Annotated in this window: 12 protein-coding genes, 2 pseudogenes and 1 riboswitch; of the genes and pseudogenes, 8 read left to right on the plus strand and 6 right to left on the minus strand. The window is 43.1% G+C overall.

The genetic code is table 11. From position 1 onward, the window contains the following. Positions 1 to 37 precede the first annotated feature (37 nt). The 3 genes from RMZ43_RS07660 to RMZ43_RS07670 all read left to right on the plus strand — a co-directional run bounded on the left by RMZ43_RS07660 (position 38) and on the right by RMZ43_RS07670 (position 2087). Positions 38 to 208 carry a hypothetical protein gene (locus RMZ43_RS07660; protein ID WP_322648880.1) on the plus strand — a complete coding sequence of 57 codons (171 nt, stop codon included), beginning with the start codon at positions 38 to 40 and terminating at the stop codon, positions 206 to 208. A gap of 132 nt (positions 209 to 340) precedes the next feature. Next, entirely contained in the window at positions 341 to 1285 is a 945-nt protein-coding gene (locus RMZ43_RS07665) for a glycosyltransferase family 2 protein (protein WP_322648879.1), read from the plus strand. Positions 1286 to 1304: 19 nt separating this feature from the next. Continuing rightward, positions 1305 to 2087 carry a hypothetical protein gene (locus RMZ43_RS07670; RefSeq protein WP_322648878.1) on the plus strand — a complete coding sequence of 261 codons (783 nt, stop codon included), beginning with the start codon at positions 1305 to 1307 and terminating at the stop codon, positions 2085 to 2087. A gap of 286 nt (positions 2088 to 2373) precedes the next feature. Here RMZ43_RS07670 and RMZ43_RS07675 read toward each other — a convergent pair. Next, a pseudogene (locus RMZ43_RS07675) lies at positions 2374 to 2601 on the minus strand (ISAzo13 family transposase); the annotation flags it as partial. Positions 2602 to 2785: 184 nt separating this feature from the next. On the opposite strand from RMZ43_RS07675, the gene RMZ43_RS07680 reads away from it, so the two are divergent. The 3 genes and pseudogenes from RMZ43_RS07680 (at position 2786) to RMZ43_RS07690 (ending at position 5964) form a co-directional block, all read left to right on the plus strand. Next, positions 2786 to 3442, plus strand: a complete 657-nt coding sequence (locus RMZ43_RS07680; RefSeq protein ID WP_322648877.1) for a hypothetical protein — start codon at positions 2786 to 2788, stop codon at positions 3440 to 3442. 110 nt (positions 3443 to 3552) lie between these two features. Next, a pseudogene (locus RMZ43_RS07685) lies at positions 3553 to 3850 on the plus strand (IS630 family transposase); the annotation flags it as partial. 287 nt (positions 3851 to 4137) lie between these two features. Then, on the plus strand, positions 4138 to 5964 hold the full coding sequence (locus tag RMZ43_RS07690) for a tetratricopeptide repeat protein (RefSeq protein ID WP_322652637.1): 1827 nt from the start codon (positions 4138 to 4140) through the stop codon (positions 5962 to 5964). Between the two features lie 342 nt (positions 5965 to 6306). Here RMZ43_RS07690 and RMZ43_RS07695 read toward each other — a convergent pair whose 3' ends face one another. Beyond that, positions 6307 to 6993, minus strand: a complete 687-nt coding sequence (locus RMZ43_RS07695) for a calcium-binding protein (RefSeq protein ID WP_322652636.1) — start codon at positions 6991 to 6993, stop codon at positions 6307 to 6309. Between the two features lie 661 nt (positions 6994 to 7654). After that, positions 7655 to 7751, plus strand: a riboswitch (TPP riboswitch). A gap of 7 nt (positions 7752 to 7758) precedes the next feature. On the opposite strand from RMZ43_RS07695, the gene thiC reads away from it, so the two are divergent. Further along, positions 7759 to 9132: a phosphomethylpyrimidine synthase gene (gene thiC / locus RMZ43_RS07700; protein WP_322648875.1), complete on the plus strand. Its 1374-nt coding sequence runs from the start codon at positions 7759 to 7761 to the stop codon at positions 9130 to 9132. Between the two features lie 446 nt (positions 9133 to 9578). Further along, positions 9579 to 9962, plus strand: coding sequence for a response regulator (locus RMZ43_RS07705; protein WP_322648874.1), 384 nt, complete (start codon positions 9579 to 9581; stop codon positions 9960 to 9962). A gap of 46 nt (positions 9963 to 10008) precedes the next feature. Here the strand turns inward: RMZ43_RS07705 and cheB are convergent, their stop codons facing one another. The 4 genes from cheB to RMZ43_RS07725 form a co-directional block, all read right to left on the minus strand. Beyond that, positions 10009 to 11139: a chemotaxis-specific protein-glutamate methyltransferase CheB gene (gene cheB, locus RMZ43_RS07710; protein ID WP_322652635.1), complete on the minus strand. Its 1131-nt coding sequence runs from the start codon at positions 11137 to 11139 to the stop codon at positions 10009 to 10011. 308 nt (positions 11140 to 11447) lie between these two features. Continuing rightward, positions 11448 to 13784 carry a hybrid sensor histidine kinase/response regulator gene (locus tag RMZ43_RS07715; protein ID WP_322652634.1) on the minus strand — a complete coding sequence of 779 codons (2337 nt, stop codon included), beginning with the start codon at positions 13782 to 13784 and terminating at the stop codon, positions 11448 to 11450. Between the two features lie 23 nt (positions 13785 to 13807). Beyond that, the gene (locus RMZ43_RS07720) at positions 13808 to 14386 is read right to left on the minus strand and encodes an MCP four helix bundle domain-containing protein (RefSeq protein WP_322652633.1); all 579 of its coding nucleotides are present in this window, start codon (positions 14384 to 14386) and stop codon (positions 13808 to 13810) included. A gap of 21 nt (positions 14387 to 14407) precedes the next feature. Continuing rightward, complete coding sequence (locus RMZ43_RS07725) at positions 14408 to 15814, minus strand: HAMP domain-containing methyl-accepting chemotaxis protein (protein ID WP_322652632.1); 1407 nt, start codon at positions 15812 to 15814, stop codon at positions 14408 to 14410. Between the last annotated feature and the right edge of the window lie 105 nt (positions 15815 to 15919).

Below are 15919 nucleotides of genomic sequence, written 5' to 3' on the forward strand. Positions count from 1 at the left end.
TGTTAGACCATCTCGATATACTAATGTTGGGGACAGTATGATTTGGTGTGCCGAGCTATTCTACCTGAGCCATGTACTCAAAGCCAGTATTTCTTATGGTGCAAGTATTAAGAGCTTTTCTGAGGAAGAACTGAAGAAACAAGACAGGAATTTGCCAATTATTTTACATGGTGGAGGAAACTTTGGTGATTTATGGTCTGGATCTTAGGAGTTTCATAATTACCTTATTTCCAATGAACCGGGAATATTCTGGATGGGTACAGTAGTTCTTAATTTCTCATCAGGTAGTTAGTGATAACCAATTTTACAGTTTGTGTGCAATTTATTGAAAAGCCAATTTATGCCAACTATATCTGTTATTATTCCTGCATATAATGCTGAACATACAATTTTAGAAACTATCAAATCCGTTCGAGAACAAACATTTGCGGATTTTGAAATAATTGTCATAAATGATGGCTCGACAGACAATACTCTCGCGCTAGTTCAGAGTCTTCAGGATCAGCGTCTCAAAGTTTTATCTTATGAAAATGGTGGCCTTTCACTGGCTCGTAATCGTGGTTTCTCTCATGCTATTGGGGAATTTATTGCATTTCTTGATGCTGATGATTTGTGGACACCAGATAAATTAGAGCTACAGCTAGCAGCCCTGAAACAGCATCCAGAGGCAGGAGTTGCTTATAGCTGGACTTATTTTATGGATGAGCAAGGAAAATCTTCAATTCCTGGTGTTTCCATATTCTTTGAGGGTGATGTCCAGCCTAATTTATTAGTTAATAACTTTCTGGCTAGCGGTTCCAACCCATTAATTCGGCGACAAGCAATAGAAGCTGTAGGAGGCTTTGATCCTGTCTGTGCAGGTTGTGCCGACTGGGATTATTGGCTGCGGTTATCAGTTTCTTGGAATTTTGTTGTAGTCCCTAAACATCAAATTTTTTATCGTCAATCTTCAAATTCAATGTCATTTACCAAAGTCAAACACATGGAGAACGATGGTCTTCTGGTCATTAAAAAAACATTTCAAACAGTTCCAGCAGAGCTTAAACATCTAAAAAAGCAAAGTTTAGCCTGGATCTATCAATATGTTACACAACAATATTTAAAGCAGGATAATAGTATTGATACGATTAATCAAGCTGGTCAAAAGCTATGGATGGCAATTTGTCTGCATCCGCAAATTTTATTACAAGATTACGCTCAAAGTCTTATTAGGTGGTTGATCAAGAAGTGGATAATAACACTGCTACAAGAGGTACGACTTGCAAAAAGTAAAATGCTACTGTAGAGTAGCAAGGAGTAGTGATATGCGTGTCAAAAAAATAGCCTTCTTGCTCTGCCTTTTTGCCGTAGTACTTGGCTGCTGTTTTGCCTACAAAGTAGATGCACGGACTCCAAAACCAATTAATTCGATCGCAACTATCATTTATGATATGCAACCACCCCATGAGGGGATGCCACACGGTGTTCCTTCATATTACAGTTGGGCAACTAAACCTCGTATAGGTAGTAACAACCCAAAACAATTCAAAGCGATGACCGCCTGGGGGCAACTATATGAAGCAGCTCAAGGTAATCCTGCAACTAATACCCGCGTTCAAATCAAAAATATCAAGGCTTATTACCTCAGTAAGTTAGATAATAAATGGCACCTCATTCAAAATTCGACAAAAGTTGAAGGGGCTGCCTATAGAGAAGATTTTTCCGGTAATGCTAGTACAGCCGCAAACATTCGTTATGAATCTGATGGTAGTGTTTCGGTTAAAGCTGGTAATGGTTACAACTACCATTTTTGGCCTTCTGGCAGAGCTGCAATTAATCCCTATGATGTGCGTGGTATGTTTACCACAGTTCAAGCACGGCTTGTAGTTGACAATCCTAAAAAACGTGATGATCGCTCTCAGGCTCGCTACTTACTAAATATGGGTGGAGATTACTGGTTAAACTTAACTGCAAGGTGGGACAATTGGAAGACAAACGAAGATTTCGGTATGGGTAAATTTAAATACGTTACAAGGAAGTGGCGGGCTTTTAATATGATGACTCTGCCACCAAACCAAATTCGTCGTAACCCACCGCCAATTGAGTAGAAGCAAGTTTATAAGCTAAATTGTTCGTTGGTGCACCACACGCTACGAATGGAACAAACAATGTCCGCCTAATTAGTTATAATTCCCGCATTTATGCAAAAACCAGGAAAACTTCTTTCCGCCTGTTCCCCTGCGGTCTTAATGATAAGTCTTTCACCGAACACGATATCACCCCTTCAAAAACAGAAAGAAAAGTCTGCACTCTGTAAATAATGTCAGTGCAATATCATAATTAATATTAATATTTTTAGATTTCAAAGATTTAAAAACTGCTAGCTAATAAAAATTAAGTACTGCCACAACAAATATCAACAAACCATTTGCCTAAATTGGGAAATTTTTCATTTTTAGAGTTAGTGAAACGCTCTATTTGATTTTCAATAGCAGACATAGCGCCCTTGGTAAGCTTGACTCCAGTTTCATAAGTTTGAGATACTAACTTAACTACAGGATGTTTACCTTTCCATGTCATGTTTTGAGCAAATTTTAAAGCTGTTTCAATTTCATCTAAAATTACTAAATTCAGGTATATAACCTTGACCAAACCAGCATTTAAACTTAAGCTTACTTTTTATGAAATTAAATTTTTGCTTATTTTCCTATGCGTATTTACTGCAATACTTACTAGCGGTTTTCCGTACAGGGTAGATTCACAGACACCCAAACCAATCAACTCTATTGAAACTATCATTTACGATATGCAACCACCTCACGAGGGCATACCACATGGGGTTCCTTTGTATTGGAATTGGGCTACCGGGCCACGTTTAGGTAGTACTGATCCAGGTACTTTTACAGCAATGACGGCATGGGGACAATTATATGAAGCAGCCGAAGGTAACCCTGCAACTAACACCCGTGTGCAGATAAAAAATATTAAAGCTTACTATCTGAGTAAAACAGATAAAAAGTGGCATATTCTGCAAAGTTCTGTGATGGTGGAAGGGGCTGCCTATAGAGAAGATTTTTCCGGTAATCTTAGTAGAGGAGCAGATATTCGTTATGAATCTGACGGAAGTATCTCTGTAAAAGCAGGTAATGGTTACAACTTCCACTTTTGGCCACTTGGTCGTGCATCTATTAATCCCATTGATGTTATGGGGATGTTTACCACAGTTCAAGCTAGACTTGTAGTAGATAATTTTAATAAGCCTGACGATCGCTCTAAGGCTCGCTACATTCTTAGTGGGGGGGGTGATTACTGGTTGAATTTAACTGCACGGTGGAATAACTGGACTACTAATAAAGACTTTGGTATTGGTAAATTCAAGTACGTTACAACCAAATGGCAGGCTTTCAATTTGATTACTCTCTCAGCAGACCAAATTCGTCGCAACCCACCACCAATTCAGTAGTGATAAGTTAAGATAAAATTAGTTTTGTCAACAGTAATTAAGCTAGTATTTAACTTAAATAATGAGCATCGTAAATCAGTTAGCAAACACCATTAGTAATAAAACCCATTTGGGATGGTGCTTCTTACCATCGTTCACATTTGGTGCAAAACTTTTTAGGTGAGATAAACCTTGGTTTGTCTCAAGAGCAGTGGAAAATTCACTGCGTCCGCTTTGCTCCTAATTGCCCATCACTCTCATCCAATTGAGGATATTTGGTTACAAGCTAAAACCTGGGTGCGGCGCTTCTGTGCTTTGATTCCTTCGTTCTCTCATCTCAAATGGATGTTCCAGTGGTTTATCCGACACACTACCTTTGATTTTGCCACTCTTCAAATGTACGGAGCTTTTTCAGAAATCAAATACTAGTCCTATATTCATGTTGATAGTAGATACGATCACACTTAGTCAAAGGTGTTATCCGCTACTACAGCAATAGCAGTATAAAAAGGCGAGTCAAACACCCATTGTTATTATTTGTAGTGCTTGCTGCTGTTTAAGTCGCCTGAAATTCGTCGCACTGATTTGGGTTAACAGAAAATCAGGAATTAAAATCTTAGCAAGAGGCACAATAGTAGCTAGAGCGATTTTTAAAACATATCGTAAAAAATCCCGTTGCCTGAAAGCTAGAGAATATCGAAATACCAAAAAATTATATGAATGCTGAAGAATTATTAAACCAAGGATTAAACCACAATTTGCAAGGAGATTATCAAAGGGCAATCGAGGCTTACACCAAAGCAATCAAGCTCAATCCTAACTATGCCGAAGCTTACCATAATCGGGGGATTATTTTAAGTAGTCAACTTAAAGATTATCGTGGTGCGATCGCAGATTTTAATCGCGCTATAGAAATCAATCCCAATTTTGCCACAGCCTATTATCACCGAGGTAATGCACGTTACTTTTTAGCTGATTATAAAGAAGCGATCGCAGACTATAACCAAGCATTACAAATCGATCCAAATCTCGCCCAATCTTACCACAGCCGGGGTAATGCTTACTTTGCCTTAGAAAAATACGACAAAGCGATCGCTGACTATATCCAAACAATTGAAACCAGTACCCAGTTAGCTGATAATATCAATATTGACATTGCTAATGCTTATCATAATCGAGGTGTAGCTTGTTTTGAAAGCGGCGATCATCAAGGAGCGATCGCTGATTTTCAGCAAGCTTTACAGTGGCATCCCAATTTTGCCGCAGCTTACAGTAATCGGGGTAATATTCACCATATCTTAGGAAATTTTCACGAAGCGATCGCTGACCACGACCGAGCATTACAATTAGATCCAAATTTGGCAGAGGCTTATCATAATCGAGGTAATGCCTACTACTCTTTAGCAGATTATCAAAGTGCGATCGCTAATTACAACCGTGCCCTAGAAATCAATCCCAAGTTTTCCGGAGCATATTACAATCGGGGTCTGGTTCTTGCTCATCTCAAAGAATATCACCGAGCAATTGAAGATTTTAACCAAGCATTAAAGTTCAATCCTGATGATGTGCAAGCCTATTCTGAACGGGGTCTGATTCGTAGTACTCTTGGGGATTATCAGGGTGCGATCGCAGATTATGACCGAGCGTTACAAGAAAATCCGACTTTAGCTTTAGTATACGGCTTTCGGGCGAATGCTCGTCGGCGACTGGGAAATTATCAAGGTGCAATTGAAGATAGTAATCGCTTATTACAACTCAATCCTAATTTAGCAGAAGGATATTGCGATCGCGCGGCGGCTCGTCGTTCTTTAGGAAATTATAAAGCAGCAATTAAAGATTACGATCGGGCATTGCAAATTAATGATAACTTAGCCGCAGCTTATTACGGTCGGGGGATTGCCCGTGAAGCCTTGCAAGATTTACAGGGAGCAATTGATGATAACACCCAAGCAATAGAGTTAGTTCCGGAATTTTCTCAAGCGTACTGCAATCGAGGAAATGCTCGTCGTCTTTTGGGAGATGAACAAGGAGCGATCGCAGATTATAATCAAGCATTAGAAATTAATCCCGATTTAGTTGAAGCATATTACAACCGAGGTTCTACCCATTATGCCTTAGAAGAATATGAAAATGCGATCGCAGATTACACCCAAGCATTACAAATAAATCCCCAATCTGCTTCATTTTACAGCGATCGCGCTAATGCTCACTATGCCCTAGAAGATTATCAAGGGGCAATAGAAGATTATAGTCGAGCGATCGCGATCGACCCTAGCTTTGCTGAAGACTGGTACAATCGGGGTCGTAGCCGTTCTCTGTTGGGAGACTTACAAGGGGCGCTTGCAGACTTAAACCAAGCCTTGCTGCGTCAGCCTAATTGGGCTTCAGCTTACATTCTGAGGGCAGATGTCTACCGCAATCTGAGAGACTATCAACGAGCAATTACAGATTTCCAGAAATCAGCAGACTTGTATTATCAAGAAGGAAATATCCAGTATTATCAACAAATTATTGAGCTAATTGAACAACTTCGTAATTCGTAATTTTTGTATTAAATTCCCCTTCTCTAGCAGATGCTGTGTATAGCTTGCTTTCCTAAAAGGATAAGTCTATGAACCTATCCCATTATTCTAAAAATCCCTACTTGTTTTCGTAAAATGTGCTTGAAAACCTTGATTTTTAGTTTTCAGTTCTCAATAAGCTTAAGCTTTGTCGCACACGAATTAATAAAGCAATTACCTTTACGGTTATCGTAAGGGTTGGAATTGTATTTTACCTACTCCACTGTACTTCTGTTTACTTCATGTATAAATGAAAAATAAGAACCCCACTCCTAAGAATTTTCTTTTAGAAGTGGGGTGTTAAGGACTTTTGCAAGAAGTCTATTAAGCGATAATATCGCTTGCCACTAGTAGTGGTGATCCTTCAAGCTTAATCTCGAAATTAGCCGCTAGATTAGTATCAGTGTTACCTTGGAGAATGCCTCCAGAATAACGGATCTGACCTGCTGCGGAGAATGCGCGAGTTCCAATATAAGTGAAAGCTTGGTCGCCTTTTATGGTGGTGTTAGCGTCAATACTAGATAGATCGATTATGTCACCGGGTAAGTTACCGTTTCCAACAAAGTCTTTGATAATATCTCGTGACAAACCAGGTTTACTATCTGATACTGTAAAAAACACGAAAGTATCGTTGCCAGCACCCCCAATGAGGCTATCAGTGCCAACATCCCCAACGAGTTTATCAGGGCCAGCACCCCCATCGAGAGTATCGTTGCCAGCACAGCCATAGAGCTTATCGTCGCCCTCTTCCGCACCCCCAACGAGGTAATCGTTGCCACCAACGCCGCTATACAAATCATCGCCTATGATAACATCTCCGAAAACACCGCCAAAGACGAAATCGTTGCCAGCACCCCCAAACATTTCATAGACAGTAAAAATATCTTGCCCAATGATAATGTCGTCACCGCCAAATCCGTTGATGGTAACTAGACTAATGTAACTATCGAAGCGATTGTAGTCAGTCAAACTGTCAGGACCATTTGTACCGTTAATAGTAAAAACTGCCATTGATAAGTTTCTCCTAAACTTAGAGGGTAAAAAATTACCTCATCACTTGTCCATCATCAAACGGCGTTGCTAATTAAAAGTATGAATTCGGTTTCTTCCAAAGACGCAAAGGAAACAGTTTCCAACATGGACTTTCAAACTTTCATTTAGCAACGCCGAGAAAATAAGTTGGAGAAATAACGAGTATAAAGATATAACAGATTCAGACCTGATTTGAACAGGTCTTTGTCATTAACTATGAAGGTTTGAGAAGCACTGGATTTCTTGATGATGTTAATATCAAAATAGTGCTAAAAGTTAGTTTATATTATTTTTGCGTTTTTCTAACATAACCTCCGATGGAACGTCAAACAGTATATTTTGATTCCTTTATTGACCTTACAACTATCCATATATGGTATGGATTCAAAGGATTTTATTAGTGGGATAGGTTCAATACAGTTCAGTTAAAGCTAAAACTCTTTGCCAAAGTCAATTTTTTTAATGTAGACGCGGAGCGGCTTGCCGCAGGCTACCACAAAGGACGCAAAGAGAAGAAAGAAATGCTTAACTCAAGCGTATTTAGTCTATCGTCAATACAGTTCAGTTAAAGCCAGACTCCGAAAAAACAACATAATTTGTTAACACCCTTGCCCCTAGATATAACGAAGGTGGTACACTACATCCATGCTAGGGGTGCCTACATAATCAGGCTGAGATCACACCCTTAACACCTGAGTCTGGGTAATACCAGCGGAGGGAAGCTGTTTATTGAGGAATTACAATATGCGGACAGAATGGGTTGCTAAACGACGTGGGCAGAGTAATGTATCTCAAATGCACTACGCCCGTCAAGGTGTTATCACCGAAGAAATGCACTACGTCGCCCAACGCGAAAATCTCCCTGCTGATCTCATTCGTGAGGAAGTGGCGCGGGGACGAATGATTATCCCTGCTAATATTAATCACACTAATTTAGAGCCGATGGCTATTGGTATCGCCTCTAGATGTAAGGTAAATGCTAATATCGGCGCTTCGCCCAACTCTTCTAATCTTCAGGAAGAAGTTGATAAGCTGAATCTGTCCGTGAAGTACGGTGCTGATACCGTCATGGATTTATCCACAGGCGGCGGTAATTTGGATGAAATTCGTACCGCCATCATCAACGCTTCCCCAGTTCCCATTGGTACAGTGCCAGTTTACCAAGCTTTAGAAAGTGTCCACGGCACAATCGAGAACCTGACTGCTGATGATTTTCTCCATATCATCGAAAAACACGCCCAGCAAGGAGTAGACTATCAAACTATCCACGCAGGGATTTTAATTGAGCATTTGCCTTTGGTGAGAAGCCGCATCACTGGTATTGTCTCTCGTGGAGGCGGTATTTTGGCACGGTGGATGTTGCATCACCATAAACAAAACCCGCTTTATACCCACTTCCAAGATATTATTGAGATTTTCAAAAGGTATGATGTCTCCTTCAGTTTAGGAGATTCCCTACGTCCTGGCTGCACCCATGATGCCTCAGATGAAGCACAATTAGCTGAATTGAAAACTCTTGGACAGCTAACTCGCAAAGCCTGGGAAGATGATGTACAGGTGATGGTGGAAGGGCCTGGACATGTCCCAATGGATCAAATTGAATTCAACGTCCGTAAGCAAATGGAAGAGTGTTCGGAAGCACCTTTCTATGTTTTGGGGCCATTGGTAACAGACATTGCTCCCGGTTATGACCACATCACTTCAGCCATTGGAGCAGCAATGGCTGGATGGTACGGTACTGCGATGCTGTGCTATGTAACACCGAAAGAACACTTAGGTTTACCAAATGCCGAAGATGTGCGAAATGGGTTGATTGCCTATAAAATAGCGGCTCATGCGGCTGATATTGCTAGACATCGTCCTGGTGCAAGAGATAGAGACGATGAACTTTCTAAGGCGCGTTACAACTTCGATTGGAATCGTCAGTTTGAATTATCACTCGATCCAGAAAGAGCTAAGGAATATCACGATGAAACTTTACCAGCAGATATCTATAAAACTGCTGAGTTTTGTTCCATGTGTGGGCCTAAGTTTTGCCCAATGCAAACTAAGGTTGATGCTGATGCCCTGACAGAATTAGAGAAGTTTTTGGCGAAAGAAACTGTGACTCACGGCTAACAGATTGTCTTGTGTCGTTAGAATAGTTTTTCACCCACAAAACTAAACGTGCTTTGGGGCAATTCATGAATTGCCCCTACCTAAAAACCAGGGTTTCGGCTCTTGTGTGCGAACTTCCAAGTAAAAAGGTGGTAATGAATACAAAAATCACCTTGATAGGCTAGGGATTGGGTGAGTATTTTCTAAAATAATTTAAATTATACGATTATTGAGAATAGTTTCATTTGTGAACCTTATTGACAAAATGATTGCACTTTATATCAAGTCCGGTTAATCACTTATGATTACCGCATCTGTGCAAAAATCGGAAAAACCTCTTTCCCCCTGCTCCCAGCAAGAACTGCCCCCCTGAGGTGTAAAAAATTATCAAAATATTAATTATTCAAGTCTTTCTTTGGGAATGCTAGGGTAAACGCCAACGATGATTGATTCATCCACTGTAAAGTATGTCAAATGGTACGACAAGCTCACCGATTGTTCTCGCGCTTGATGATAGTCCTGTGATTCATCAAATGATTAAACGAGCGTTAGAACCGGGCTATCAAGTAATAACAGCCGCTAACGCGGTTGATGCTCTGTCGGTCATTTATCATCAACGGATTTCAGTCTTGCTATTGGATGTGCAGATGCCGGATGTAAACGGGTTGGAGTTTTGCCGTACGGTGCGGAGCCTGCCTCAGTTTCAGCATTTGCCTGTGATTATGGTGACTTCTCAAGATTCCCCCTTCGACCGGGTGAAGGGTCATCTGGCGGGTGCAACAGAATATCTGGTCAAACCTTTTGATGCTGAACAATTGCGCGAAGCTGTACGAAAATTTATTGGCTCCTGATTACAGATATTACAAGATGATAAAACGTCAAATGGACGAAAGATGTCTAAGAATGTTTAGAGTTGATGTAGCAGATTCGATTCAATAGCATGGGGGCAATTTCGCCGATCGCCAAAATATGTTGGGCGGCTCCCAGAGCGATCGCTTCTTTAGGCATCCCGAAGACAACGCAGGTTTGTTCATCTTGGGCAATGGTAGTGCCTCCGGCTTGGGCGATCGCTTGTAATCCATCTGCGCCATCCCGTCCCATGCCAGTCAGCAAAATACCAACCGCCGATCGCGGGTAACAGGTGGCAACTGCTTGAAACAAAGCTGTGACGGAAGGACGATGCCCGGAAACGGCAGGGGTGCTGACGGTGGTTAATCGCCCTTGAGTGTCGAGTTGCAGGTGTTGTCGTTCGGGAGCGAAGTAGACAGTACCCGGTTTGGGAAATTCTCCCGGTTGGGCGATCGTCACGCGCAGAAAACATTCTGCTGCCAGCCAATCTACCAGTCCTTGCAGAAATCCTTCGCTGATATGTTGGACGCACAGAATGGGTACAGGAAAGTTCGCAGGCAGTTGTTTTAAAATCGTGTACAATGCCTGGGGGCCGCCTGTGGAGGCTCCGATCGCCACAACTTTAGGCAGGGACAGGGAATTACGAATCGGGAATTGCGAGTTATTGACAAGTTTTGAGCTGAATGGTTCTGGCTTACTTTTGGGGCTAACAGGATGCATTCTAGGTTCTACCGTCGCACGGGAAGTGTAGCGAGTAAAGACTGTAACCCCTGCCAGAACTTTGATCCGGTTGATTAATTCGCGCTTGACTTGTTCATAGTCTGAAAGTGAGTCAATGTTGGGTTTGGGAAAAACATCCAAAGCACCCGCTTGCAGCAGTTTAAAAACATTGCGGGAATCTTCTTGGGTGTTGACGGAGGCGCTGATCACTAGAATAGGACGGGGATAGTCTGTCATAATCCGGCGGGTTAGTTCCAGTCCATCCATTTTGGGCATGTGCAAATCGGTGCAGATTACCTGGGGCTGTGCGGCTGGAATTCGCTCCAATGCTTCCACGCCATTGGGAGCAGTTCCCACCACATCCACCTCTGGGGAACTCGCCAAAATCCGCTTGAGGATGGTTAAGGCGACGAGGGAATCCTCCACCAGAAAGACGCGAATTGGGGCAGAGTTTTTCATCAATTGACAGTAAGTTCAAATTTTACGAGATAATTATTTTTCATCGAACAGAATTCAGGAGTCAGGAGTCAGAATTCAGAATGAATTCTTTACAAATGGCGGATGAATAATCGGCGTTTTTGCACCACCAAATCGTAGATTTGATAGTGCAACAATTCGTGGGTCTGAATCCCCAACTGATAGCGTTCGTGAAGCGTCTCCGTCAGGAGAAGCGTCTTTGCATTCGCTTTTAGCGTCTCGTAGAGGGTGTCTTGATTCTGACTCCTGAATTCCGACTTCTGAATTCTTCTTCATTCATTTGAAAACCTCTACACTAACCGTTTGAGGGCTGACAGCAAAGCTTCTTGATTAAAGCTGCCTTTGATAATGTAGGCATTGGCTCCGGCTTCCGCACCCCGGCGTTTATCCTCATCGCTGGCAAGAGAAGTAACCAGGATAATTGGAAGTTCGCTATATTCTTGATATTGGCGGATTTTGGCAGTTAACCCCAAGCCATCAAGATTTGGCATTTGCACATCACTAACAACGGCATCAACGGTGTGCGATCGCAGTTTGTTCAATCCATCCAAACCATCTACAGCAGTAATCACTTGATAGCCTGCGGTTTCTAAAATTCGCTTTTCTTGCGTGCGTGTGGCAATAGAATCTTCCACTAATAAAACGGTTGGTTTTGTAGGCTCAACTTGACGAGTTTGGGTAGAAGAAATGGACTGCGATCGCGATCGGGCTGACTTGACCAAATCCTGGGGATTCAGCACCATACACACATCTCCAGTACCTAAAATTGTTGCCCCAGAAACATTGCGGACTCGTTTAAGTAAATGACTTTGGGGTTTAATCAGTACATCTTGCTCATCCACTAAGGCATCTACCACTACACCCAGTTGTACTTGCCCAACCTGAAGAATAATACAGGAAAGTGCCGTTTCTTGAGTTAATCCAGATGGCATCGGGGGCAGTTCTAATAGATCGGCCAACTGCACAATTGAAATGGGTTGGCTATCCCGAATTATTGTGTCACGTCCCTCCAAGGGAAAAATCTCTTCTGATTTGATTAAACACGCTGTTTGTACAAACTCCACTGGGATAGCGTAAGGCATTTGATTCACTTGCACAATTAAGACATGGGCGGTTGCTAAGGTGATACCGAGATTGACGCGCAGTGTACATCCCTGTCCGGGAAACGATTCTACCTCAATCGTACCTTTCAATTTCTCGACATTGGTTTGCACCACATCCAGCCCTACACCCCGTCCTGATACTTCTGTCACTAGGGGGGCTGTTGAAAACCCCGGTGCGAAGATCAACGCCTGAATCTGGCTGGGAGTCATTACAGCTAATTCTTCCTCCCCGCAAATGCCCCGTTTCACCGCTATTTGTTTGATTTTATCCAGGTCAAGCCCTCGGCCATCATCACTGATTTCCAGCACAATGTTAGTGGGAGTTTGGTAAGCTCTAAGCTGAATTGTTGCCGTTGTTGGTTTTCCTAGCTGTTCCCGTTCTTGTGGTGGCTCAATCCCGTGATCGATCGCATTCCGCAGGATGTGCATTAGCGGATCTTTCATTTCTTCCAACAAGCGTTTGTCGGCAAGGGTGTCTTTGCCTTCTGTGATCAACTCCACCAATTTTCCCTGCTGCTGTGCCAAATCGCGCACCATCCGGGGGAAGAGGTTGAAAATCGTTGCAAAGGGTAGCAATCGCAGGGTACGAATACCTTCTTCTAGATCGCTACTTAGTTGTTCCAGTCGGGTTGTGTCTTCCGAAAGGTAACTCTGCAAGGTTTTCACCAAATGGCCCAATTGCTCTAATCGTTTTTCCGAGTGATGATGAAAAGTTTCTAGACGTTGCAGGGCGAAATCACCTTGTTGCTCTCGGCTGAAGGCAAACCGATTAGTGAATAAATCTCGATTCCATTCTTCCCACAAATTGGCGATCGCCTCAATTTCTCCCAGCCGATGAGCAATCCGAATTTTGGTTACAGTTAACTCCCCTGCTTGCGTCATCAACGTATCCAGGTGGCGAGTACCAACGCGGATGGTTTCGATGCGGTAGCTATTGGTGGGGGATTTTGGACTTCGGCTTACCTCGGCTTTGCTCGGCACAAGTCTCTGAGTCGAACGATTTTGGATTGCTCCGTTTTCCTTTGGCTCCTGATTTCGCTCAAAAGTATTGTTTTTTACTGCACTTATAATTTTAATACTGTTGACTTCTGGTTCATGACTTGGAGTATCTTCCATTTTTCCTGGCTGCGCTCCCATTAATTCGGCCAGAACAGAAAAGGTATCAACCTTGGCAGGTTCTCCGGTGACGGCTTCATGAACGAGTTTGCGGATAGCGGCGATCGCATGAGCGAGGCGTTCATAGGGTGAGTCTGTTGTACCATTGCCCAACGAGGATGCAGGGTTTTCTTGTTGCTTGAGTTGAGTCAAAATATGCTCAATTTGATGTGCAAGAGTGCCTATATCTTTGATTCCTAGCATATTGGCATCCCCTTTGAGGGAATGCGCCTCTCGCATCAAGGCTTCCAGGACAGCCAGATCGTCAGGATGGTTTTCCAGATGCAGTAATCCATCATCCAGGTTTTGCAGGTGTTCTTCGCTGGCTACTTTGAAAATGTCTCTCAGTTCTTCATCATCGATCATCATGGTTTTACCTCAGGGGTTAGGGGTTAGGGGGCAGGGGGCAGGGGAGCAGGGGAGCAGGGGAGAAGTTGCAGTAAGTCTTTCCCCTCTGCCCCTCTGCCCCCCTGCTCCCTGCCCCTTTTCCTCTTCATTAAATGACTGGTCAATTCCAGCTGTCTGGCAGTGGGGTTTACAACACCTAACTGGGTGAAATCCTGGTAAGCCTGAAGATAGGCGGCATGATCTTGCTTCCACGCCTGCCACTGTTGCTTAAACGTCTGATAGAGTTTGTCCTCGTCGGGGCCGCGGGGCGTGGTTTCATATTCCTTAAGACCTGCGTCAATCTGCTTCCAGGCTGCCTGCATTCGATTTAACTCAGACTGTTTGGCTGCGGAGGGTAGGTCGGGGTTGACAATTGCTCGCTCTGCTGAGTGGATCTGGGTCTGCCCTTCATTAACTCTCCATAATCCGTCGATGCTGGGAAGGCTATTATTACTGAGGGTGTCGATATGGCTGCTTAATTGATGAGTACCCCGCCAGCCGAAAAACCCTACAACCATGACGATACCGCCCATCAGCAAAAATGAACCCATCAATCGTCCATGCAGAGATATATTTTTTAACATACTTGTAACTCAAATATATTTTTAGACAACGGCTTTTAGTTCTTGAGCAGCATCATTCAGTCGTTGGGTGCCGACTTTAATTTGACTAATGCCAGAGGCGGTTTCTCTAGCGGCAATATTAAGCGAGTTCATAGTTTCTACCACCTGTTGCACTGCGATCGCTTGTTGATTGGAAGTAAGGGAAATTTGTTGACCATTTATCGTGATCGTTTTGATGGCATCCACAATCTTTTCTACGGTTTTTGTACCTTCATCTGTCACCATGACGGTGGAATTGGTCGATTTTTGAATGTCTAAAACCAGTACATTAATTTTTTCAGCCGATCGCTTACTCTGGTCTGCCAGTTTGCGAATTTCGGCGGCAACAACCGCAAAGCCTTTGCCATTTTCCCCGGCTCGCACCGCTTCCACTGCCGCGTTAAGCGCCAGCATATTAGTTTGACTTGCCAGGTCACTAACCAAGGTGGAAATCGTGCCGATTTGATTGGTTTGTTCGCTTAGATGGAGAATTTGGGCGGCAATATCGCCTACTTTCTCGCGTAGACTCGATTGGCTGAACTGACCGTCTTGAGTGCGACCATCTACCAACAACAACACCTGCTGCGCCCCTGCGGCTGAGGCTTCTGCTTGTTCAGCAGACTGGCGCGAAGAAGCCGCCAATTGATCCATTGTGGTGGTGGTTTGGTTGACAGAACTGGCTTGTTGGATGGTGGCGCGTTCTTGCTGCTCGATAGTTGTAGTAATTTCGGTTGTAGAAGTTGCGATCGCGCTGGCAGAGGCGTTCATCTGGCGGGAAGTGCGGCTAATGACCCAGATGCCAATCAAAGCAGATAGTACTAGGGAGAGTCCACTTGCTAAGATCACTGTGAACTTGAGGGCATTGAGCGCCTCTTCCTGCTGTTTCGCGGTGGTTGCAAAAGCCTGATCTTCTCGCTGCTGCATTTCTTCAATCATGTCTACGACATCCTGCCCTAGAGTGCGGGCATTTCCCTTGCTCCAGGTTTCAATAGCTTCTTTGACTTTGCCCTGATCTATCTTTGCAATCAGGATTTCTTGAAAAGAAAACTGTTTATTCAGCAGTTCCTCCAGTTTGGTTAAAGATTGTCGCTCCTCTTGCGATCTGGCAAGTGCGATCAGTTTTGCTAGAAAGTCCCTGGAGTTCTTTTGAGCCTCTTGGTAGTTCTCAAGCGATTGCTGATTTTTTTCTAACAAATAGCCTCGATTTGCCTTAGAACTACTTTGCACACTAACAGCAAGATCATCAAGTATTGAGTTAATGTCATAAGAAGACAATAAATTTTCTGACCGTTGGTTCACCGTGTTGATATTGACCATCGTCGCTCCGGCAGAAATTAACAATGCCAGCACGGGAACGGCATATCCGCCAATAATCCAGTATCTTAGTCTCCAGTTTCGCTTGCTTTCCATCTTGTTATGTCTTGTGAGTGAACGAGTTCAAAGATTTCCAGATATTGCCATCAGACAATTTTGGATTTTAGATTTTAGATTGACCTCATAAAGCTACGGTGTACA

This window comes from Nostoc sp. CmiVER01 (assembly GCF_034531135.2).
GTDB lineage: Bacteria > Cyanobacteriota > Cyanobacteriia > Cyanobacteriales > Nostocaceae > Nostoc.

What these genes read in the sequence shown, in the direction of transcription:
- RMZ43_RS07660 (WP_322648880.1), top strand. Translation starts at nt 38, where the DNA reads ATGATTTGGTGTGCCGAGCTATTCTACCTGAGCCATGTACTCAAAGCC.
- RMZ43_RS07665 (WP_322648879.1), top strand. Translation starts at nt 341, where the DNA reads ATGCCAACTATATCTGTTATTATTCCTGCATATAATGCTGAACATACA.
- RMZ43_RS07670 (WP_322648878.1), top strand. Translation starts at nt 1,305, where the DNA reads ATGCGTGTCAAAAAAATAGCCTTCTTGCTCTGCCTTTTTGCCGTAGTA.
- RMZ43_RS07680 (WP_322648877.1), top strand. Translation starts at nt 2,786, where the DNA reads ATGCAACCACCTCACGAGGGCATACCACATGGGGTTCCTTTGTATTGG.
- RMZ43_RS07690 (WP_322652637.1), top strand. Translation starts at nt 4,138, where the DNA reads ATGAATGCTGAAGAATTATTAAACCAAGGATTAAACCACAATTTGCAA.
- RMZ43_RS07695 (WP_322652636.1), bottom strand. Translation starts at nt 6,993, where the DNA reads ATGGCAGTTTTTACTATTAACGGTACAAATGGTCCTGACAGTTTGACT.
- thiC (WP_322648875.1), top strand. Translation starts at nt 7,759, where the DNA reads ATGCGGACAGAATGGGTTGCTAAACGACGTGGGCAGAGTAATGTATCT.
- RMZ43_RS07705 (WP_322648874.1), top strand. Translation starts at nt 9,579, where the DNA reads ATGTCAAATGGTACGACAAGCTCACCGATTGTTCTCGCGCTTGATGAT.
- cheB (WP_322652635.1), bottom strand. Translation starts at nt 11,139, where the DNA reads ATGAAAAACTCTGCCCCAATTCGCGTCTTTCTGGTGGAGGATTCCCTC.
- RMZ43_RS07715 (WP_322652634.1), bottom strand. Translation starts at nt 13,784, where the DNA reads ATGATGATCGATGATGAAGAACTGAGAGACATTTTCAAAGTAGCCAGC.
- RMZ43_RS07720 (WP_322652633.1), bottom strand. Translation starts at nt 14,386, where the DNA reads ATGTTAAAAAATATATCTCTGCATGGACGATTGATGGGTTCATTTTTG.
- RMZ43_RS07725 (WP_322652632.1), bottom strand. Translation starts at nt 15,814, where the DNA reads ATGGAAAGCAAGCGAAACTGGAGACTAAGATACTGGATTATTGGCGGA.